Origin of the sequence: Crocosphaera sp. XPORK-15E, assembly GCF_034931425.1 — a bacterium.
Classification (GTDB): domain Bacteria; phylum Cyanobacteriota; class Cyanobacteriia; order Cyanobacteriales; family Microcystaceae; genus UHCC-0190.
The window spans coordinates 1-22,211 of sequence record NZ_JAYGHQ010000029.1 but is presented as its reverse complement, the minus strand read 5'-3'; the positions used below and the strand labels follow the sequence as shown (position 1 = coordinate 22,211).

Below are 22,211 nucleotides of genomic sequence, written 5' to 3'. Positions count from 1 at the left end.
TAAGATGACAGGGGGAACAGAGGGGAAGCGCGGTTATTAGGGTCTGAATTAGCAGGATTATAGTCAGAATGATGAACCTGTAATAGTCTTGCTCTCCTTTGCTTGACACTAAGCTTTGAGACATTTTCCCCTGGTTTGATACACTGAGTTCCACATTTGACACAACGCCACCGTGCAGCTTCCTTAACGGTGGTGGCTATAGTTTTCCAGTTCTTGGGATATCTAGAGGTCATAAAGAGATAAAGCCATAAAGCTCTAATAGGTTTAGATGTTTATAGATTAGAGGTAAATCAGGAACTTAACCCCTAAACCATTTATCATATAAACTAATTAACAGATAAAACTATAAACCCATAAAGGTATTAGACCTTAATATGATAATATGTTAAAAGTAGCGGTGTTTAATTTCAAGGGAGGAACGGCTAAGTCCACCACTGTGATTAATCTAGGGGCTAGTCTGGCTACTTCCAAGCGTCGGGTCTTATTAGTGGATCTTGATGGTCAACGTACTTTATCGTTTGGCTTGGGATTAGATGGGGATATGCCAACCGCCTTAGATTTTTTACAAGGGGGTGAGGTTGAACCAATGGCCACTAAGGTGAAAAATCTCTTTCTCATTCCTGGGGCCTTAGAGATGTTTCAGTTACAAACGGATCAGGATTTATTTACACCGGCCCTGTCTAAGTTAACTGGGTATGATGTCTGTTTGATGGACTGTTCTCCTGGGTTGGGTATCACCTCAGTACAGGCGATTTTAAGTAGCGATCGCATTCTGATTCCGGTGATTTGTGAACCTGCGGTGTTGAAGGGGTTATCTGAAGCGGTGCAGTTAATTCGAGAGGAACGGCCTGATGTGCCTATTGATGTGGTACGGGTGCGGTATCGTCCCCGTTTAGTGATTACCAAGGAAGCTGAGGAGTTGTTAAAGGAAGCTGCACCAGAGTTAAATTACCGATTATTGAGGACAACTGTACCAGAAAATATTGCGGTTGCTGAGGCGATCGCCCATGCAGTTCCGGTGACTGAATATGCCTCTCGGTCTACTGGGGCCAAAGCTTATCGGGCGTTAGCTAAAGAATGTGAGGCGGTTTGGTTTGAGATGGTTTAAGGATTAATCCTATAAAGGTATTAGACCTTAATAGGTTAAACACTTAAATAGATTAAATGTTAATAGGTTAAAGCAATGAACAAAAAGAAATTAGGTGGTTTAGGAAAGTTGAGTCAATTTTCAGGGATTAAGTCAAGTCAACCCATAGAAGAAACTAAAGTAATAGAAACAACACTGATTGATTCTAATAATCAAGAAAGTGAAATAACCTCAATGAATGCGACTAATGAGGTAATTTATCATGAGGAAATATCTGTAATTGATGAAACGGTTGATAGTCAAATTATTAATGAACAATCTGTCATTAATAAGAAGGTTGATAGTCAAATTATTAATGAGCAATCTGTTATTGATGAGACGATTAATACTCAAGTTATTAATGAAGATTTGGTAATTAATCAGACTGTTGAGGAGAAACCAGTTACTAAAAAAGCTGTTACTAAGAAGCCAAAGAAATCTATTAAGGATAAACCTGTGACGATTAATATTAAGATTAGCAAGTCTCAAAAAGATTGGTTATCGGATACTGCTTCAATGGTAAGAGATAACAACAATGAACCTGTCCCCCCTGCTGAACGGGTTTATCCTCAGCATTTGATTGGGGTGGCTATTTCTTTATTACAGTCCAGTGATATCGATTGGAGTCAAGTTAAGAATGAGAAGGAGTTACGGGAACTGTTAAACCTATAAACAGCTAAACATATAAAGGTATTAGAGGTTTAGATGATTATGTGATTAAAACATTAAACTATAAACATAATATTGTGTAAAAAAAGAGGCATTCATAAGACTGATTAATTCGGTGAATTTTCTATTTTCTTCTTAATAGGATCTAAATAATCTCGTTTATTTGAAGTAGTTAAAAGACTGTCAGATGAAGAAACTAATTGATTGATTGAATCAAGATTATTTTTTAAAGATTGATTATCAACTTTTCCCAAAAGAAATAAGGTATTAACAATGCCAAAATAATTTTGATTAGATTTTTGATATTGCTTAAGCATTTCTGCTACCATGATTGAATCGTAAGCTCTATATTTGTCTAGGCTTAATTCATTAACAGATGATTGTCTTGTTGATTTATCATGATCATATATTTTCTTAACGAGGTCTTTTACTTTTTCGGTTTGCTCATTAATTAGTTGCTGAGTTTGAGATTCTAAACTATCTGCTATTGGGGGTGGGGAAGGGTTAATCGTTTTGTCTGGACTTTGGTTAGGGGGAATGTTAGCCGTTTGAGTATTAGGATTAAGGGGAGGGAATAATTGAATAAGTTTTTGAACTTCGGGATCTGTTAATGCTTTCTTGATTTCTTGTTCTTTTTGAAGGTCTAAACCTGCTATCTTTAAGAGAAATTGATAAGAATTACTATCTTGTTGTTTTTCACTATTAGTAGCAAGGATAATGGCTTTAAGGGTTTCTTTAATTTGTTCTGAGTCCTCTGCTGATTCCACTAAAGTAACTACTGCTATTCGTTGTTTTTTTGGACTTTCGCTAGATAAGTGTTCAATTGACTTAGCTAAGGTATCAGAGAAAAATCGCTTTTGGTTAACTTTATCATCTAATTCTCTAATTTGTTGACTTTGAAAATATACGATGATAGCCAATATGAATGTAGCTAATCCTGTGATAATTGAAATAAGAACTTCAATATTTTTAAGATTTAAAAATGGTCTTTGAGTAGTCATAATTATACTATTTTACTAATAATATTTAAGATTTTATCGTTTCCCAAACCTTATCAAGATTCTTTTTAGTTTCTAATAAACCGACCATTGCATATTGCCAATATCCATGTTTTCCATCAGCGTTAATGGCGTTACACCATCGTTTAGCAGCTTGTTCTTTAACTTTATCTGAGTCATAGATTGCCCCTTTGGTTTCTACGATTAAATAGCTGGTTTTAGGAGTATTCAGCCGAACAATAAAGTCGGGGTGATAATCATGGGTTTGTCCATCATGAAGATAAGGGATAGTAAACTCTAATCGCTCATTTTTAACGAAGGCTTCGGTCATGGGATGATTATCAATGATATAGGCTGTTGCTTGTTCCCATTGATGAGTATCGGCCACCATACAGTTAAGGTGGGATTTGACCACTTCGCGGACGGGTTTGGGTGTCCAAAAGTTAACGTCATCAGTGGAACCATTGCCCCGATGGGCTTCATAAATGGGAATTTCAGGGACTTCGCCGGAGGTGGTGTCGGGGTGAATGGCTTCTGATAGTCTTTCTATGACCCATCCGTAATAGGGAGAGAGGAAGATGTCAAACAGATGGGCCGGTTCAATGACGGTGACTTTTTCTGACAGGTAGCGATCGCAGATTTTTCGGAGTTGGGGAAATAGGACATGGGGTGGGGCTTCACATTGGTCAGAACGGCAATAGGTACGGGTTAAGTCGGCGGCCAGTTTAAAGACTAATTCTTGTAAGCGTTTCCCTTGACGATAGGGGTTAAGGTCAAGGCTTTCTAGTTTGCCAGGGCCAGAGAGACTGGGACGGCCTTGGTTATTGGCCAGGGTGGCTTTGACTTGGACTTCTGGGGCAATATTGAAGGGGTCAATGGTGAGAGAGGCGACCTCATGCCAATCAACGGTAACGCGATTTTGGACGGCTTGGGTATAGCCTTCAACTCTGGGAAATTCCATGCGATATGGGGATTTTTGGGGAACAGAATAAACGTGGTTTCTTTTTTCTGGTTTTTTCTTAGCCCCTTGGGGGTTGGCTTTAAAGGGAATGACTTCAAAAGGAACACCGAAAATAGTAGAAGTTTCTTCTTCAAATTTGTTATCTTCTGTTAGTTCATAACTGCGTCTTCTTAATCCTCTCCCTACGACTTGTTCACATAATAATTGAGACATAAAGGGACGAATCCCGATGATGTGAGTAACAGTATTTGCGTCCCAACCTTCGGTAAGCATTCCAACAGAAATGATACATCTTATCTCTTTGCCTGGGGGGGTAAGAGGTTTATTTAATTTTTCGGCTAAGGCTTCAAATCCTTCAGGATAAATCTCTCGTCCTTGTCTATCTTTTGGCCATTGGGTTTTACCAATCGTGTCTAAGGTAAAGCGCATCCATTTACTTTCGTCGGATTTACTATTACCTGATTCGAGTTCTTCGACGACTTTAGAATCAACGCGGATGGTGTTAGTTTCTGTCTCAGTCTTTCTGAGGGATTTTAAGTTACATGAAGGAATATAAGCGGGTTTAATATCATCAGCGATCCATTCATATAAACATTTAGCAATTTTGGTATTTTTGCAAACAATAATCAAAACAGGGGGTCTTGAGTCGTCGGTTTGCGCCCATTCTAAGCGGGTTTCTTCCCATTGTCCCCCTAAGATAGTAATAGGATGTTGAGCGTGTTTTAAGACGGCTTCTGGTTTGGGATTTCTGCCTTTTCCTCGTTCGGCAGGGGTCATGGTATTAAGCATCCATTGCCAAATATTAAAGTAAGCTAGGTTAGAAATGTCTGCCCCTGTGGTATCTCTTACAGGAAGTTGGGGAATCTTGACTAAACCCGATTCAATGGCATCCATTAAACTGAAGTCACTCACTACCCATTCAAAGGGTTTATTAATGTTTTGTTTTGAGGATTTTAAGTAATAGGGTGTGGCTGATAAATCAACACAAAAGTTAATGTTTCGATATTTATGAATGCGGTCTAATCCTTCTACCCAAATAGTTGATTCTTTGATGTCATAATCAGGGGTTTCATCATCATCATCTTCATCATTTTCGTTTTCATTGGGTTGGATACGATAGGCGTGATGTGCTTCATCATTGAAGATTAAAATATTCCCTTTGTTGCCGATTTCTTGGCTTAAAATTCGTTTAATCCAAGCGGCATCACTTTCTAAATATTTGGTAACTTCTGCTTTAACACCTATCAAGTTTCCTTTATCTTTGATTTCTTCAATAACTTTAATTTGTTTAGTTAATTTCTGTTGATTTAATGTCTCAGGAGTTAAGTATCTAACCCCTCTGGCCGTGTCATTCTTTTTGCCAATTTTAATGATTTCGGTGGTGGTAGTTTCCACTCCTACTTTAACGACTTTAGCCGCATCTGACCCCCCAGTAGAAGGGGATCTTTTCTCAAAAATATGCCAGTTGGTGACTAAAACTTTACCCTGTCTGAGTTGATCCATATAATGGGACGGTACAAGGTCACGGGTACGATATAAGGAAGCTTCCCCATTATCGGGGTTGAGTTCTTGTAATCTGCTTTTGATGGTGACGTTAGGACAGATAATTAACACTACATCAGAGAAAAGGGAGTTTGAACGATTATTGACCTTATTTAAGATACTCCAAGCGGCTAACATCCCCATTACGGTTGTTTTTCCCGCACCAGTCGCCATTTTACAAGCGTAACGGGTGAAAGCTTTGAGGGTAGCATCAACGGGGATATCTTGGGGAATGTGTAACCCTTGGCGAAAGTCAGCGCGAGATTCTATCAAGAAAATAATGGTTTCTACGGCTTCTTTTTGGGCAAAAAATAGGCGGTGTTGTCTGCCTTCTCGACTCCAATATTCAAGTAATTCTAAAGTGGTACGGGTAACACCTGGATAATGTTGTTCTCTCCAATCTTTGACTTCTTTCCTGATACGATTAACCAAGGTCATCTCATAACCAGGGGAAAATTCATCAGGGGGTGAAGGTTTAAGAACCTGTCCTAATTCCCATTCTATGTTACCTTCACGGGGAGGGTAAACAATAGCTGGTCGTCTTCCTTTTTTGAGTTCGGGGTGATAACCTTCTCTGATGAACCAATATTGTGAGGGTTCATTAAAGGGGGAATTTAAGATAGGTTCATTGACTTCGTAGGACATTGTAAACTGTGAAAATAATTAATTAGTAGTTTACTCGGCACTATTCCATCCTTCTATTAATGCCATAAGGATGTTAACCGACGGATGGTTTATCAATTCTTTTAATGCTTCAGTTCCTCCTGCTTTTAGGGTACTAATAACTCTGGATTTTAGAGTAGGATTTTGTTCAATAGCTTCTACTGTTTCTGTAGCAATCTTTAAGTTATTATCATTACTTGGAGGTGAATAGGTTTGTGACAGTTGATTCAATAAGTCCTGAATTTCTTTAGCTGCTTGAGCTAGGTTCTGTTGTTCTTCTGTTATGTAGTTAACTTGACTAATATCTTGATTGTTATCATGACCACTTTGAACTCCTCCAACTGGTCCATAAAATTTTTGTTCACTCATATCTAGACTCCTTAATGTGCTGTTAACAAAGATGTTTGTTCCGTTGATTTGATATTCAGTTGTTGTTTGTTGGACAACTTGTTGAGAGTTTTTCTCTAAGTATTGTATAATGGTATTAAATTTTATTTTGACAGCTTCATATTTATTGATGTTTTCTGAATGTTTGACAATATTCTCTAAAGTTGAAAATAAGCTTCTAAAATATTCTTTAGAAATTTCTTTAATAGGAACAATAAGTTTTTCTTGACTAGAGATTTCAGTTAAAGGAGGCAATAAAACTAGACAGGGTAATTGATCAAAAGGAATTTCTAAATCTCGTGCAATATTATAAGATTGATTTCTATCGAATGGTTTTGTTTTCGTTGATTCAAGTAAAGGAAACCATTGTTTAAAAAAATCATAAGTAAAATTTTTAATCCAATAATTAACCCATACAATCGAATCTTTTTCTGGCATTTCTAAAATATAAATTTTACTCCAATCACCTGATAATATATCCAATGATTCTAAATTTGTTCTGAGATATTTAATCATATCTATATCTTCATCTGTGTAAAGAAAAATCCCATAGATAATATTTTTAGAGGAATTATTTATATTTTTATGAGTAATAAAACTTTCTTTGGCCAAAGTGACTAACGAATCATTAAAACTCTTAGCTAAACTACAAATAATTGTTACAGGAGCTTGATGAGGAGTCTTATCAACATTTTCTGTAAGTGTTTTAATTATAGTAGTTGTTTGTTCTGGTTGAGTAATCCCCCCATAGATATCTTGAGGATATCTAGCCAGTTCTATGCAAGGTTCCATCGCCGGACGATAGCGTTTACAATAAAAACGAGCTGTCCTCCTAGCTCTCCCTTGAACTGGTGACCGTTTTTTGTTTCTACTAGATATAGAACGTTTGCTTTTATTTATTCGTACCATAATCAACTCTCCTTTAAATCCTTAACCACTAACAATTCATTCCCCCGATCATCAATAACTTTAACGGCAATTTGTTGATGTTCTCCTGCTTCAAAAGATGAGCTAATTGTCCCTGATAAATGTTCCCAAACTGACTCCTCATAAGTGCCTTTAAGGGCTTTTTTAAGGGAATCCCAAGCACTGGTACGGGGGAAAAATGCCTGATTAACATGGAAACATAAACCGTTATAATTGGTATCAAGAAACCATGCGGGTACATTCTTAGCTACTTCATGATCTACCTCCATTGTAATTGGGTCAAAAACATCTAAACCTAATAACTCTACCTGATATTTATTATCATCGGTTTTATGTAGTTTAATCTCAGGTAAACCACAAACACTAAATATCTGACTACTCCTCATATTCTTGAGTAAATCACCCATTAATAAGTCAGGGGTTGCTTGTATATAAGTAGCAGAGATGTTCATACTTTCCTGACAATTTTCTACCATTTGACGGGCATTCGGGGCAATAGCAAACCCGATAATATAGAGATGGGAATAGTGTTTACTGTCTGCTTCTTTTGCTGCTTCAAATACGGTTCTTTCTGCGATCGCCCCATTCTCTGGGCCAAATAAAAAGGCGACGGGTTCAAGTTTGGATTCATCACTGGTAACTGTTAACTGGTCACTGTTAACTGTCATTGCTTCAGCAGAAAGACTCTGAGTTTTAGCAGGTTTACGAATATGGGAGAAGGTGAGAGTTTTATTGTTAGGAAGGCGTAAAACGGGTACTTTTTGCAGAATTTCTAACATTCTGTCCGTAAATGATGCGGTACTATCCGCTTCAATAGCTTCGGTTTCGGGTTTAGTTCCCCTGTCTTCTGCATCGGGAGAGTCTTCTGCTTCCATATCAACGGGAGGGGGAATAGTACCCTCGATGGTAAAGGGACTACAAACACGGACAATACTGTTATCTGTTTCGGGTTTATCGACTAAGATTTCTTCGTCTGGGGGTTCATTATTAGCAATACTTTTTAAGGTAATATGGGGGACAATACCGCCGACTTCTTCGCCTTTTTTATTCTGTTTTCTCTTATAAACAAAGCCACCCGCAGGGGAGTTATTATCTTTTAATTCATACCAGGGAAAGGTAGCTGTTAATAATCTTTGTCTGGCTAATGCTAAGGGGACACGACTGACATCACAAGTGATCCATCTTCTACCCCATTGTTCGGCAACATAAGCAGTTGTACCACTTCCGCAGGTTATATCTAATACTAAATCTCCTGGATCTGTTGTCATTAACAGACAACGTTGAGTAACTGATGTTCCTGTTTGAACAACATATACTTTAGGGTCAGAACGACTCTGTACAGTTCCTCCAATATCATTCCATATATTTGTTATTCGAGTAACTGGAAAATCATTATAATAACGAACATAAGCTAATTTTCCATTACTTGTCATTGCGATTCTACGAGCTTTTGATAATTGATCCATTCCATCAGGAACGCTTGCTTTCCAATGATGATTAGATCCACAATCAAATATTGTTCCTTCAAAATCATATTTTCTTTTAGTATTATCACCAGAACCTTGTGAAATAATATTATCTAATCGGAATATTCTTGAGTTAATTGGCAAAAGGTCAAGACCGCTTTTTTCTTGAATTGTCAGTCCTCTACGAACTCCATCTGACAATTCAATTTGATCATATTTTGAATTAGTATCACCAACTGGACTTGATTTCTCTTTAAATAATTCTATATATTTAATAAAAGGTTTATTTTTTGCATACCAAATTAAATAATCACCTGCTCGACTTAGTGTAGAGCTATCAAATCCGCCTGAAGTTGTATAAGAAATTAAACTAACAAAATTCTCCCCACCAAAAACCTCATCCATCAACTCTCTAACATGATGAACATTCTCATCAGAAATCTGAACAAAAACGCTACCACTATCAGTTAATAAATCCCTTGCCAATAATAACCTATCTCTTAAATAAGTCAGATAAGAATGTAACCCTAACTCCCAAGTATCCCGATAAGCTTGCACCATTTCCGGTTCACGGGTGAAGTTATCATCATCATTATGCTTAACATCCCGTTTTCTTACAAAAGGTTGAAAATTAGAACCAAACTTAACCCCATAGGGAGGATCTATATAAATCATTTGCACCTGACCCCCTAACCCTTCATACTGTAAAAGGGAATTCATTGTCACCAGAGAGTCACCCAAAATCATGCGATTAACCCAATCACCATGATACTCATACGCCCTTAAAATCTGGTCAGTAATCGACCATTTCGGGTCATTAAACAAGTCAAATAAACTTAACTGTTCTCCCCCTGACTTATGACTTTTAAGAGTTTCAATAATCGCCCTGGTTGACAATCTTTCATGAACAAATAACGGCAAAGTCGGCACATCAAAAGATAACCTTTCAGCCTTACCAGTCCAATTTAAAAACGGTTGACTTAAAGCTTTTAACTTATTTAAAGAAGTAGTAACTTCCCTAATTTGTTGAGTAATATTATCTCTCACAGAATAAAGAATTTTCAACGCTTCAGCATCAGATTGAAGGGACTCTGCTACCGTATCTAATTGACTTAAATGTGCTGATAATTGCTCAAGATGGGAGGAAATCGCCTTAATTTGAGCTTCTGCTTGTTCCCGTGACGGGTTATCATCCCAGTCCAACTCAGGAGAGAGAGAAGAATCATAACGATAGGTTTCAGGAGGCTTTTTCTTCTTAAATTGCGCTTCTGTGCCAATATCAGGACGTAAAGGGTGTTCCTTGTCGTGATTATAGGTTTTAGCTTCCTTTGGCTTACTGGTACGTTTCTCTCTAGGCATAAATTAACCTTGAAAATATTGATCAACCGTTCGACTGAGGCTCACGGCAGAAGCCAAACTTTGACCTTTGACCCCTAATTCCTTGATTTTCCCTTCAATTAACCTTAATGCCATTGGTGACGGGTTAGCGTGTCCATTTTCCCAACGGTTAACGGTAGGAAACGTTACCCCTAACTGGTGGGCGAACTGTTCTTGAGTCAGGTTTAACTCATGACGCAAAGCACGAATTAACTGACCGATGGCGGGTTGAGTCGGATTAGGATTAGGCATAATTAGGGAACTTGCACCATTAGAGCATATAGGGAAGTTTATAAGGTTTAAAGAAAATCAAGGTTTTCTTAATAATTTCTTTTAACTAAACTTAACTTGATGTTGAGTTAGACATCTCCTGGATAACTTGATGACCAACCAAACAAGTTACGCAACCGTGTTCGTCGGATTAAACTTAAACTTTGTACTGCACAGCAAAAAACATCAGCATTACCAAGGTCGGGAGATTTTAAATCCCCCTCGTTGTGTTAAATAAAAAAACTAATTAACCCGATATTCAACATCATTCTTACTATCTAATAAATAAGACCCGCTATCAAGTATATAGGACGGTTTAGCTTCGGTTTGCAGTTGTTCAAGTAAGGTTCTTGCCCATTCATCGGTGGGGGCGTGTATTTCGAGATGAGCGATTAATTGATCGTAGGTTTCCCGTTTAATTCGGATGTCATAATTCATTGGATTTCCTCTCTAAAAAAAAGATTTTCATGGTTTTAAAATAGGTTACACTCCTAAATCTAATTTTAACTGTCCTGGGCTGATATTTTTCCTTCTGCCTCTGTGCATATAAAGATGACACGCACGCCCTGCGGGAAGGCAAAAGGTAGAAGGCAAAAAGCAAAAGGTAAGAAGAATCTAATTTAACAAAAAGATGAAGGAAAATATAAAAATATTATCTTTTTGCCTTTTGCCTTTTGCCTTTTACCTTTGCGAAGCGCGCGCTCTTAAACTTCGTCCCATAATTTCAGTTCGGAAATCTGCCCCATTCGGGATACATTCAAGCTTACATTTGGCACAAATCCAATTAGCTTTTATCTTGACACTTAAAGCTATTTCATCCCAATTATCAGGATATCTATCTTTATTTTTCATAGAACAAAAATAATTAATTTATCTCCTATTTTACAACATTTTTAGAACAATTTCAACAGCTTAATCATTATAAATTAGTTATCTTAATTAGCTAGAAAAAACAGGAACAGTTATCAGTTTCTCCGAAAAAAATGAGAACTTATTCTATGCTGAGAGAACCATTAAGTAGCGTTAATTTACAAAAAAGATGTCTTTATTGTTAAGTTTTGTAAATCTCAAAAAAAAATTTACGGAAGGGCAAAGAGCAAGAGGGCAATGGTTCGACAAGCTCACCAACCAGAGCAGAGGGGAACTAAGTCCTGGGGGATGAACGCACTACACGAAAACCAACATCGTAGTCGTTGAGGCCGCGCGGGTGATCGGTGCCGCGGTCGGCGCAACGGCAAGAAAAAGGAACGATGATCCAAGAACCGCCGCGGAAGACCTTATATGACTGATTTTCCTTGTTTTCTTGAGAATTTAACATATTATCAGGCTTAGAGTTTTGAGCATCAATCCAAGCAGTTCCATCAGTAGGCGCACCTTTATAGTTAGAGTGATAATCGTCTTCACACCATTCGTAGACGTTTCCGTGCATATCATAAAGTCCGAAGGCGTTAGCTACCTTAAAATAGCCTACAGGGGTTGTTTCTTCCCTATAGATGCCTTTTGGCCCTTTCCCATAATTCCCTGGATAAACTTTACCGCTAATATCCCAATCTGTTCCTCGGTAGTTGGCCAAATCGGTTGTAATAGTTTCCCCAAAGTGAAACGGGGTTGTTGTCCCCGCACGACAAGCATATTCCCATTCCGCTTCAGAAGGCAGTCTATACTCTCGTTTGGTTTCTCTTGATAGTCGTTTACAAAATTCTACGGCATCTTCCCAAGATACCTTTTCTACGGGTCTTGTCCATCTATCTTGCTCACCATCGGCATCTTTGAAGTTTGAAGTGAAAGATGAAGGATCTGGTTTAAGCTTTTTGTCAACGGGATCTAATTCGGCAATCGCTTTCCATTGCGCTTGAGTTACGGGATATTTACCCATAAAAAAAGATGGTACTGTAACTTCATGCTGAGGACTTTCTCGCTTGAAATAGTCTTCACCATATTCCTTGCAGAGTCTTTCTATTTCAAGGTCTGAGGTTCCCATCATGAATGTGCCACTAGGTATCTGCATCATGTCGAGGGTAAAGTCAGAACCTAATTCCTCAGTGTAATATTGTGCTTGTCCACGCTGTTTGCGGATAATTAATTTAGGCATTTTTGGTGAAACCAGTTAACTTTTCAGTCACCTTACTAAACTAACTGGTTTCGGTTTATTTTTGGATGTTTTTACACATCACCGGAGCAAATCTGGACTCTTCTTTGACACGCCCGACAGATTCCCATCTGCCAGTTCTGGTACAGAGGAGTGCTGGGGGATGAACGCACTACACGAAAACCAACATTGTTGTTGTTGTTGTCGCGCGGGTTATTGTTGTTGCGGTTGGCGCAACGGCAATTATTAGGATCGTTGATCCAAGAACCGCCGCGTTTTCTCATGTTTGCCCCATCATTTACTTTCAGATAGTGTGGACACTTTTGACAAAAATTTTATAATTTCTTAGGAAAGTTCCAATTCTCTCGTCGAAATTTCCAGTTGTCAAAAATCTTTCTTCGCAGTTGATAAGTGTCCCCATGTTTTAGATGTGCTTCCCAAGATTGAACTCTTTGAATGAGTTTTTCCAGGGATATTTGATAATAGCGATAATCATATTGTAGTTCTCGGAATCGTCGCCGCGATCTCCTTAGATTGTCATTACGAACTCGTATTCGATCTGGTAATACCCGAAAACCCAAAAAATTAGCTCCCTGTTTTGTCTCAAACAACTGACTTTTAACAGGATGAATTGTTAAACGTAGGGTAGTTAAATATTCTTCAATCTTCATCCGCGCATCAGTAAGAAATTGGTGGTCATCTGAGAATAAAGCAAAGTCATCAACATATCTCAAATAGTTGTGACACTTGATTTTTTCTTGAATAAAGTGGTCGAAACCGTTCAGATAAAAATTAGAAAAAAACTGACTGGTTAAATTGCCAATGGGTAAACCTTTTCTACGTTCTAAAGGAGTTAATAAATCATCTCCTAAAAAATAATCGTTAACTGGCTCTTGAGGGTTACTATTGTCAATAATAGCATCAATTAACCACAGGGTGTCTTGACACTTAATCTTGCGGTAAATCTGTTGTTTAAGGATTTGGTGATCTATACTAGGAAAATATTTCTTGATGTCACATTGCAGTACATAACGATGAGAACGAGCAAATTTAGTAAACCGCTTTAAGGCTTTATGAGAACCAAATCCTATCCGGTTTGCATAGGTGTCAAAAATAAATGATTTTTCGATTGGGGGAATAATAATATTACAAAGGGCATGATGAACAATGCGATCTCTATAGGGTGCAGCCGAAATTAAACGCGGTTTAGGATCATAAATTCTGAAGGTATGATATTCTCCTGGTTGATAAGTTTTTGTTTCTAGTTCATGATGTAACTCAAATAAGCTATTCTCAATGTTGTCGTTAAATTCTAAGACATTATCCCTAAATCTTTTGCCTTTTTGAGCTTTTCGAGACGCTAAATAGAGATTTTCAAAATCGATGACTTTTTCCCAGAGTTTCCCTAATCGTTTCATGTTTATTGTAAATTAATTCTAAATCGTTAATTATAAGTTCTTTTGTTGTTTAATCCATCCTCCTAACTCTGTTCCAACTAGGTTAATTTGTTCACTGATATATTGATAACGTTTAAAGGAAATGAGTTCAAAATCATGGAGTAAACGAGTTTGATAACGAAGCAAGTCCAGTTTATTATTGAGGGCTTCCAATAAAGGGAGTTTGTTCCGAGAATATCGAGCGTTAACTAATCCTTCAAGCAAGTCATATAATTGATTAATTATTCGTTCTCCTAATGTAAATTTATGGCTCTGGGGTAAGCGATTAAGGATCGGAACATACCACTTTATTAAATCGTACACTTTCTGAATAACGGGTAATTCACTCATTACAAATTGTCATATCCTTTTTATTCTTTTGATGTTTACTCCATTCATTTGAAAACTGCTGCGAAAAAAAGTTTGAAGACATAGATCTAGTTAGTTCTCACGTACTATATTCTCAAAAAAAATTGACGGAAGGGAAAAGAGCAAGAGCGCAATGGTTCGACAAGCTCACCAACCAGAACAAAGGGCTAAGTCCTGGGGGATGAACGCACTACACGAAAACCAACATCGACGTCGTAGTCGTCGTCGCGCGGGTCATTGAGGTCGCGGCCGGCGCAACGGCAATCATCAGGAGCGTCGATCCAAGAACCGCCGCGTAGTATCTTCGTAGTATTATCGTCATTGGCTAACCAAGCAGTTCCATCAGTCGGCGCACCTTCATAGTCAGAGTGATAATCGTCTTCACACCATTCATAAACGTTTCCGTGCATATCGTAAAGTCCGAAGGCATTAGCTACTTTAAAATAGCCTACAGGGGTTGTTTGCTGTCGATATTCCCCCTTGGGTTCCGAGGCGTAGGTGTTACTGGCATTATAGTTAGCTAATTCTCCGGTGATGGTTTCTCCAAAGTGAAAGGGTTGATTATATTTCTCATTCCATTCTGCTACTGTTGGCCTCTCACTGTTCACGGCTCTACAGGCGTATTCCCATTCTGCTTCTGTGGGTAAGCGATATTCTTGTTTTGTGAGTCGGGAGAGGCGATCGCAAAATTCCTTGGCTTGATACCAGTTAACTTGCTCTACGGGTCTATCCCATCGGGTTTTTGCCTTTTCTCCTTTTTCTAAGAGGGGTTGAGGAGGATCATCTTTAAAATTAGATGGGTTGGGGTCGAGGTCAATATTGACTAGAAGATCGGTTCGCTCTGCTATGGCTTTCCATTGTCCCTGTGTGATGGGATAACGCCCCATATAGAAGGGCTGAATAGTCACGGGATGTTGGGGTTTTTCTCTTCTAAAATATTCCCAATCAAATTTTTTAACCAGTCGCTCAATTTCTTCATCGTCTGTTCCCATAATAAATGTGCCACCAGGAATGTCCATCAACTCTAGGTCAATTCCTTCTCCTATGACCTCAATAATGCCCTCGGCTTGATGCTTTTGACGTTTAATGACCCATTTTTCTTGTCCTGGTAATAATCCGAATAATTGACGTTCAGTTTCTCGTTCGATGGTGGCGACGGTAAATTTAAAGGTGTGAGTTTCTAAGATTTCGATGGTGGTAATATCAAAGGAACAGGTTTTAAGGGCGGTAGAGGAACCCTCGTTTTCGTCGAAGTTTTGTGGCTCAATTGAGTTCTCGGCCATAACAGGAATGGGTTCTAGAAGAACCGGAGACATAGCCTCAATTATTTGTTGTAGTCTGCCATTATTTTCTGCCCATTCAATTAGATTAGAAATGAAGTCATTAATATTGCTTGCTGCCAAATTTCCCAGGTTAAAGTTTAATGATAGACCCGAAAGTATTTGAGAAATAAAACTTGTTATTTCAGCCAATGTAGAAAATCTTTCCCTCAAAGCTTTGATCAGTCTTTCTGTGAGGTATTGGTTCTCTAAATTATCGGCAAAAGCAGTATAGTCTCCTCCTAACTGTTTTAAGAGATCAAAGGCAATCTCGGCAAAAGCGGGAGTAGTTTCTCCCTTGGTTTCCGGTGCTTTCAGCAAGACCACAAAATCATAAAGAGACTTGCCAAAATGTTCTTGTAAATATCGAGAAACCGCATCAAACACCCGTTGAGAATCACTTCTAGGTGCATCTTCCCAGAAAAGCTGACGAATTTTCTCATCAACAAACTGATACTCCACCTGATCTGAATTAATATTAGGAGTAATATCATTCTTCGGTTTTAATAAGCCTCCTAAAAACACCTCTGCTACATGAACAGGGTGGGATTGAGGTAAAAGACTGGCTTGAAGAATCCGCACGATTGGTAAACTAATCATGGGAGCAGCCGATAATAATCCGGCTAATTTTCTCGCTACAGGAGAAGCATTCATGCGAAAGCGATGGACTCTTTTTTCCGCACTCAGTTTATCAACTCGATTTTGAGGTAGATTTTCTGGTTGACTCTGATATTCAAGGGGTAAGACAAAGCCAGATGTCACCACATCGTGTTTACCTACTACCATTTGACTCCAAGCTTGTGCTACTTGTGGTTCTAAGGTTAATACTGGAATGTTTATTCCCTGTTCTAGTTCAATATTTTTCCATAATAATAATTCTTTAATAATTAAATTTTGATTGCTGTTTCCAGGGACTAAATTCTTAAATAAAACTGATGCACCGATTCTTAATCCTGTTCGTCGCCACATCCAATCAGGTAACATTTGCACAATAGCAAGAGGTTGATATTTTACCCACTCTCGAACTAGGTGTAAAATTGCTCCATTATGCCAAAATGGGGCAACACAATCGCTAACAATTAAAATTAAACGACGACCTGTAGGATCAATTAATTCTTTAGGATTAGTTAAATGTTGCTGTTTTCCTATTCCAGAACGCAGGAAAACTCTTGTCTTAGAATCTTCTTTTTTTAAGGGAGAATGAGAAAGCGCATTCTGATCATTATTGACTGATAAATGTTCATTGATAACTGATTGCTCATCCCATAATCCGCAGATACGAACTTCTCGAAAAATTCCATAATGTTTCAGTAATCGTTGTAATTCTTGGATAGTATGTTCCCAAAGCGTCATAGATTGAGATTGATCAATAATTAGAACTAAATCTAACCAAGGTTCAGGTTCAGCTTGAAGAACGGGAATACAAATACCATTGTTTTTGGCAGTCTGTTCAACGGTTTCTATCTCATCTAAAATTGTGTTTCTCCCTGAGTTTATTTTTCGCATTAAAGGACGTAATGCTCTGGCAAATTCTAAGGGTTCTCGAAGGGAAGGAGCATCAGGTACTCTTAAGGGTAAAACATTATCACCATAGCCTTTTTGTTCTTTATTTTCTTTGTTTTCTTGTAGATCTGCATAAATAGAAATAGTTCTATCAGAACTTGTAATCTGTTTTCCATCGGATTCTATCTCTATTGTTGAAACAGACAATAAACTATTCTCATCTTCATTCTCATTGTCAATTTTGGTTTGAGTGTCAGATAAATCTTTACTTTGAATTAATTCTTGTCGTTTCAATGCTAACCAGAGAATTTCAGCAATTTCTTTGCCAGTAAAGCCTAGATCAAGTCCTAAAGATTGAATCAATTTATCTATTTTTTTCTGATTAGTCTTCTCAGGAACTGGCATGATAATTACTCACTTAGACGTTGTAATAATATATTTTTAATAGATTCTATTTCATCTTTATTAGTAGGACTATCTGAACGAGTAAATAAATAAACCGTATTGAGTAACTGATCTGTTGCTCTATCAAATGCCTCCCCTTGTTTTTCATTAGGTAAAAAATCTCGTATTAATTGAATAATATCATCTTCTTTATCTTGATATAATTGTTCACCAAAATGAGCTTTAACAATTCTTTTTAAAGCATCTTCTTTAGGATCTGGCATAGTTACTCTGAGACAACGCCGTTTAAAAGCTGCTGGAAAATCCCTTTCTCCATTACTGGTCATAATAATAATCGGAAATTGATAACATTTTACCTTTCCTGTTTTGATAGTTACTTTATCTTCATCTCTTGTCCATACTGTAAACTGTTGCGGAGATTCTTCTGTATTTTCTACTTGAGTTCTTCTCATTAATTCAGGAATGATAAACTCTCCTTCTTCAAATAAATTCAATAAATCATTGGGTAAATTTATATCACTTTTGTCAATCTCATCAATTAATAAAACTCTCGGAAAATACGAGGGTAAAAAGGCTGTTCCTAATGCTCCTAATGTAATATATTCGCCAATTTCCTGCTCTTTTTTCAGTTGAGCATCTTGTAAACGACCAATAGCATCATAACGGTATAGTCCTTCCTGTAGAGTAGAACGGGCTGTAATTGACCATGATAATACTGTTCCTAAGCCTAATTCATAAGCGATCGCATAGGCCAGAGATGTTTTTCCTGAACCGGGTTTTCCTGTTACGAGTAAAGGTCGTCTTAAATAAATCGCGGCGTTAACACTATTAATAACATTTTGTGCCTCTTTTTGTTGTTGAGTAATTTGTGTGTCTTTTTGTTGTTCAGGGAGTTGAGGAAGTCGAAAATTCTTGCCTTTTTGCAACTCTTTGGTTTGCTGCGCGGCCTGTTTTCGTAAATTTAACCATCTTTGGTCAATTCCTTTTTCATTAACAGGAATCTCTGTTTTATCTCCAAACCTACGCCAAGGAGGAGGCGCAATATTAAAGAGTTTTTGTTCAACTCCTTGTTCTTTTTTCCCATTTCCGTGAAACAAATGCCAATGACTCATGAGTTATTCTCCTAATTTAATTTTAGCCATACGTTAATGCGTCATCTTCCTGAAATCGAGACGGTAATCGATAGGGATTATCGCATAAAAATCCTAGACGATATCCTAAACATTGAGGATTGTTATTATTATAAGCTTCTCCTCGTAAGGTTTGAATTTTAGAGTAAAGATGGGATAAATCTGTTTTGTTTCCTGATTTTAAAAGATTAATAAATTGTTGCTCTAGAGTAACAGAATTTATTGTTATTTTTGGGTTTGTAATCCATAAAGAAAAGGGAATACCTGCAATAATAATTGCTTTGAGAATCTTAATATTTTCTTTAACATTTCCCAAAGGCGAAGTGACATTGATGCCTAATTTTTGATGATCTCTTAAGCGTTGCTCTAAGATTTGCCATTCTTCATCAAAAGAGCAAAAATGTTCAAATTTATTTTGAATATGTTCTGACTCTAAAGGAGATTGAAATTGGAAAAATTGATTAAGTTCTTTCCAATTATTTTCTAATCTCTCTGGATACTCTGGATTATTTTGATAAATTTCAAATCGTTCTAAAGAACGAAATATTAATTGATATTCACAACCAAGTTTTCTACTTTCTCCTCCGAATATGCCGCTTGAGTTTATCGGTATAGGAATCGTTTCCATTGGTTTAAACAAATATTGTGTAGGCAAAAATAACTCAATTATCATTGACTTAATTAAAATATTATGATTTTGATTGCGATAACTTTTTAGATTAATATAACTACGACGAATAAATTGTTTTATCTGATGACCAATTTCGAGAGGTTTTTTAGAGCATTCGACACCTTGATTTTGTTCAGTCACATAAATAGGTTCTTGTTTAATAATGGTTTCACTATCACTTTCTTGAAGAATTAATTCTGCTTGTAATAATAAATCAGCATTTTGATTTTCAATAATAATCAATAAATAAGGCTGAATGATTAAACTTTCAAAATTGGGGGTTTGAGTCTCCTGATTTTGTTCGATTTTTAGTTGAATATTAAGCTGATTAGCTACTTCAGAAACCCAACTTTTAAAATCATCACGAACAATATCTATTGCCTTGTCAGACATTCTACTTAAACAATAAGCAAATTCTAAAATACTAGGAATATTCCTGGAACTTTGCTCACGTTGTTTAATTAAATTGTCTTTCAAAATAGCTTTAATATCTTCATCTTTTTGGGAAGATTTTAAATTAACTAATCGTGGATCGATTTCACTAATTGATGAAGATTTAAAGCTTTGCTGACAAGCCGATTCTAGGAAATCAGAATAAGTCTTAATCTGAAATAGCAATTCACATAATTTTTCCCATTGTTGTTTAGTAATACTATATAGCTGATAAGTTATTTTTTTAATTGCTAAATTATCAGGATTTTTCTCATTAGCTCCCCAAATTAAATCCAATAATTTATCATTAGCTTCAGCCCATTCAATTAAATTTAAAATAACGGTTTCAATTTCAGCTTCTTTACTCAAGCTTGCTAAATTTTCTCCTAGCTTTAATCTCACCATAATTCTGAGCTTATCAGGGTCTCGATAACCATCAATTAAAGCTTCAAATAAAGTATTGCTTTCAGTGACATTTAACTTCATTCTTTATTTAACTCAATTTAGGCTGTTCTAAAGGAATAAGAGGAATAAAGGCTGTATAGAGTATCATTAAAATTGAGCCATAAACAGGATGATACCAACTAATGGCTCTAAATGGTTCACCACCAATAGCTATAGTCCAAACGATAAATGCTCCCACTGAAATAATTGCTTGTTTGATGCTTGGTTTATCTTTTGACTCTGATGGTAATAAGCGAATATAAGCAAAAGTCAAAAATAAGCAAAATATAAATATTCCCCATAAAACAGCACTCTGAGGAATATCATTATTTCCTTCTATCATAGTTTTGATGGTAATCCATACTCCCACTGTTTCTGAGGGAATATATTTCATTATCTTGTCTAAATAACCATCTACTTCTGATGGTTTTTCCGATGCTTCTAATTGGGTTTCAATAATACGACGACTCATGTTTTTCAATTAATTATTGAGTATTATGGAATAACAAATGTAATAGGTATTACTCACCTTACGTTAAATTTCATTTAGTTTAATTGATTTTTCTGCTAAATCATGGCAGATAGAACTGAATAAAATTCCTTCACGAATTGTTCCGAAAGCTCTAGACCTTTGGGCATGATGTAAAGCGACTAATTCTCCATTTTCGTTAAAACAGGGTGAACCGCTAGAGCCTCCTGCCGTTTTATTAATATACTGAACCAAGCCACTATTTGGATAAATTCCCGTAATACCGTCGCAAGTAATAGAAAGCTTCATTGACTCTCCATTGGGGTGTTGTAAAATATTAATTCCATCTCTTTCAGAAAGAGTAATATTAAAATTACATTGAGCAGGTTTTATTTTGTTTTCTTCTTGATTTAATACTTGAACAAAACTTGACTCAAGTTGTAACAAAATATAATCTAATTTTTCGATTGGACTAGAAGCAAGAATAGGGATTTGAGAATCTAACCGAAAAGATCTAGATAATGTTTCCTGTCCATCATCTAAACTAAAGGAGCCAAAATTAAGCTTGATATTCTTAGCAGTGGCCTCTAAATTATTATTGTCGTTGGGTTTAAGTACATGATAATTAGTCAAAACGTATTTAGAAGCAATTAAAACTCCCGTTGCTGTAATATTCAGGGTAGGTAAGTCAACTCGACATACTGATTTAGCCTGTTCAATGATTCTCTGTAAAAAGCCAACATCATACCAATCTGGTTGCTTTTTAAAGAAGCTTTGTAACTCAAGCTCGTCGGTTTTTCCATGCCAATCAATATCGGGGCCAAAAGCTCTAGTTTGAACAGTATCAGAATCTAAGATGGCTCTTTGCTTAAAGCGTTTAAAGACTGTTTCATAAAAGTTTTTTAACTCTGGATTATCAGGATTTTTTTCATAAGCTCCTACAATCAGACGCTCCAATTTACCTCTAGCTTCTGCTGAGTTAATTAGATTAAAAACAACTGTTTCTAACTCTCCCCTTCCGGCAAATCTCTCTAAGCTTTCCTCTAGCTTTAATCTAACCATGATTCTGAGCTTGTCATAATCTCGATAAGCATCTAATAAGGCTTCAAGGAGTTTTTCTGTTTCAGAACCTGATAATTTCATTACTGGCGATCACTCGTGTTTACTAAGAGTTCCAACTGGGTAAGTCTTTGTTCCATCTCATTCACCCTTTGATGTAATGAGACATCATCCTCACAGCCGAGATAGTTGGCGATCGCACCAATTACTACATCGGTCTTAGATGCACCAGTACGACTTACATAATCGTTCAGGCGATCTAATAAAGGTTGAGGAACCCTGACAGCGATTTGACCTTTGCTCATGTTAAATTCTACAATTCCTGATCTCATTTTAGCAAGTGTATTTCAGTTTCTAAGGGAATACTTCGTGGGAAACGTCAAACTTTCCCCCTTGTCTCACTCAACTTTCTTCAAGAACCCTTAACAACCGTTCCTCCAACTCCGTCAACCAAGGGCGATCTATTTTCCCTAGTCCTGCTAGGAAGTCTCTGACTGGTT

General features: G+C 37.0%; 19 protein-coding genes. 2 read left to right on the top strand and 17 right to left on the bottom strand.

Annotation, left to right across the window (positions count from 1 at the left end; all coding sequences use genetic code 11):
* A partial coding sequence (locus VB691_RS22885) for an HNH endonuclease (protein ID WP_323293843.1) occupies positions 1 to 233 on the bottom strand: 233 nt, incomplete at its 3' end.
* A 149-nt stretch (positions 234 to 382) separates the two neighbouring features.
* Between VB691_RS22885 and VB691_RS22880 the strand changes: the two genes are divergently transcribed.
* The gene (locus tag VB691_RS22880) at positions 383 to 1,108 is read left to right on the top strand and encodes a ParA family protein (protein ID WP_323293842.1); all 726 of its coding nucleotides are present in this window, start codon (positions 383 to 385) and stop codon (positions 1,106 to 1,108) included.
* Positions 1,109 to 1,183: 75 nt separating this feature from the next.
* Entirely contained in the window at positions 1,184 to 1,798 is a 615-nt protein-coding gene (locus VB691_RS22875) for a hypothetical protein (RefSeq protein WP_323293841.1), read from the top strand.
* A 104-nt stretch (positions 1,799 to 1,902) separates the two neighbouring features.
* Here VB691_RS22875 and VB691_RS22870 read toward each other — a convergent pair whose 3' ends face one another.
* The 16 genes from VB691_RS22870 to VB691_RS22795 all read right to left on the bottom strand — a co-directional run bounded on the left by VB691_RS22870 (position 1,903) and on the right by VB691_RS22795 (position 22,016).
* Complete coding sequence (locus VB691_RS22870; RefSeq protein ID WP_323293840.1) at positions 1,903 to 2,796, bottom strand: hypothetical protein; 894 nt, start codon at positions 2,794 to 2,796, stop codon at positions 1,903 to 1,905.
* A gap of 25 nt (positions 2,797 to 2,821) precedes the next feature.
* Positions 2,822 to 5,941, bottom strand: coding sequence for a BPTD_3080 family restriction endonuclease (locus VB691_RS22865; RefSeq protein WP_323293839.1), 3,120 nt, complete (start codon positions 5,939 to 5,941; stop codon positions 2,822 to 2,824).
* Positions 5,942 to 5,971: 30 nt separating this feature from the next.
* Positions 5,972 to 7,255, bottom strand: coding sequence for a hypothetical protein (locus VB691_RS22860; protein WP_323293838.1), 1,284 nt, complete (start codon positions 7,253 to 7,255; stop codon positions 5,972 to 5,974).
* 2 nt (positions 7,256 to 7,257) lie between these two features.
* Positions 7,258 to 10,098, bottom strand: a complete 2,841-nt coding sequence (locus tag VB691_RS22855) for a DNA methyltransferase (protein ID WP_323293837.1) — start codon at positions 10,096 to 10,098, stop codon at positions 7,258 to 7,260.
* 3 nt (positions 10,099 to 10,101) lie between these two features.
* Positions 10,102 to 10,368: a helix-turn-helix transcriptional regulator gene (locus VB691_RS22850; protein WP_323293836.1), complete on the bottom strand. Its 267-nt coding sequence runs from the start codon at positions 10,366 to 10,368 to the stop codon at positions 10,102 to 10,104.
* A gap of 261 nt (positions 10,369 to 10,629) precedes the next feature.
* On the bottom strand, positions 10,630 to 10,824 hold the full coding sequence (locus VB691_RS22845) for a hypothetical protein (protein ID WP_323293835.1): 195 nt from the start codon (positions 10,822 to 10,824) through the stop codon (positions 10,630 to 10,632).
* 706 nt (positions 10,825 to 11,530) lie between these two features.
* The gene (locus VB691_RS22840) at positions 11,531 to 12,478 is read right to left on the bottom strand and encodes a formylglycine-generating enzyme family protein (RefSeq protein ID WP_323293834.1); all 948 of its coding nucleotides are present in this window, start codon (positions 12,476 to 12,478) and stop codon (positions 11,531 to 11,533) included.
* A gap of 71 nt (positions 12,479 to 12,549) precedes the next feature.
* Positions 12,550 to 12,759 carry an SUMF1/EgtB/PvdO family nonheme iron enzyme gene (locus tag VB691_RS22835; RefSeq protein WP_323293833.1) on the bottom strand — a complete coding sequence of 70 codons (210 nt, stop codon included), beginning with the start codon at positions 12,757 to 12,759 and terminating at the stop codon, positions 12,550 to 12,552.
* A 51-nt stretch (positions 12,760 to 12,810) separates the two neighbouring features.
* Entirely contained in the window at positions 12,811 to 13,893 is a 1,083-nt protein-coding gene (locus tag VB691_RS22830) for an RNA-directed DNA polymerase (RefSeq protein ID WP_323293832.1), read from the bottom strand.
* 30 nt (positions 13,894 to 13,923) lie between these two features.
* Positions 13,924 to 14,262 carry a diversity-generating retroelement protein Avd gene (gene avd, locus VB691_RS22825; protein WP_323293831.1) on the bottom strand — a complete coding sequence of 113 codons (339 nt, stop codon included), beginning with the start codon at positions 14,260 to 14,262 and terminating at the stop codon, positions 13,924 to 13,926.
* Positions 14,263 to 14,447: 185 nt separating this feature from the next.
* Positions 14,448 to 17,507 carry a formylglycine-generating enzyme family protein gene (locus tag VB691_RS22820; RefSeq protein WP_323293830.1) on the bottom strand — a complete coding sequence of 1,020 codons (3,060 nt, stop codon included), beginning with the start codon at positions 17,505 to 17,507 and terminating at the stop codon, positions 14,448 to 14,450.
* A 5-nt stretch (positions 17,508 to 17,512) separates the two neighbouring features.
* Positions 17,513 to 18,619 (bottom strand): MoxR family ATPase, encoded by a 1,107-nt coding sequence (locus VB691_RS22815; RefSeq protein WP_323293829.1) that lies wholly within the window; start codon positions 18,617 to 18,619, stop codon positions 17,513 to 17,515.
* A gap of 22 nt (positions 18,620 to 18,641) precedes the next feature.
* Positions 18,642 to 20,225, bottom strand: coding sequence for an effector-associated domain EAD1-containing protein (locus VB691_RS22810; protein WP_323293828.1), 1,584 nt, complete (start codon positions 20,223 to 20,225; stop codon positions 18,642 to 18,644).
* Positions 20,226 to 20,232: 7 nt separating this feature from the next.
* Entirely contained in the window at positions 20,233 to 20,655 is a 423-nt protein-coding gene (locus VB691_RS22805; protein WP_323293827.1) for a hypothetical protein, read from the bottom strand.
* Between the two features lie 63 nt (positions 20,656 to 20,718).
* The gene (locus tag VB691_RS22800) at positions 20,719 to 21,795 is read right to left on the bottom strand and encodes an effector-associated domain EAD1-containing protein (RefSeq protein WP_323293826.1); all 1,077 of its coding nucleotides are present in this window, start codon (positions 21,793 to 21,795) and stop codon (positions 20,719 to 20,721) included.
* A complete protein-coding gene (locus VB691_RS22795) occupies positions 21,795 to 22,016 on the bottom strand; it encodes a DNA-binding domain-containing protein (protein ID WP_323293825.1) in 222 nt (73 codons plus the stop codon). Before VB691_RS22795 ends, VB691_RS22800 begins: the two co-directional genes overlap by 1 nt.
* Positions 22,017 to 22,211: the final 195 nt, after the last annotated feature.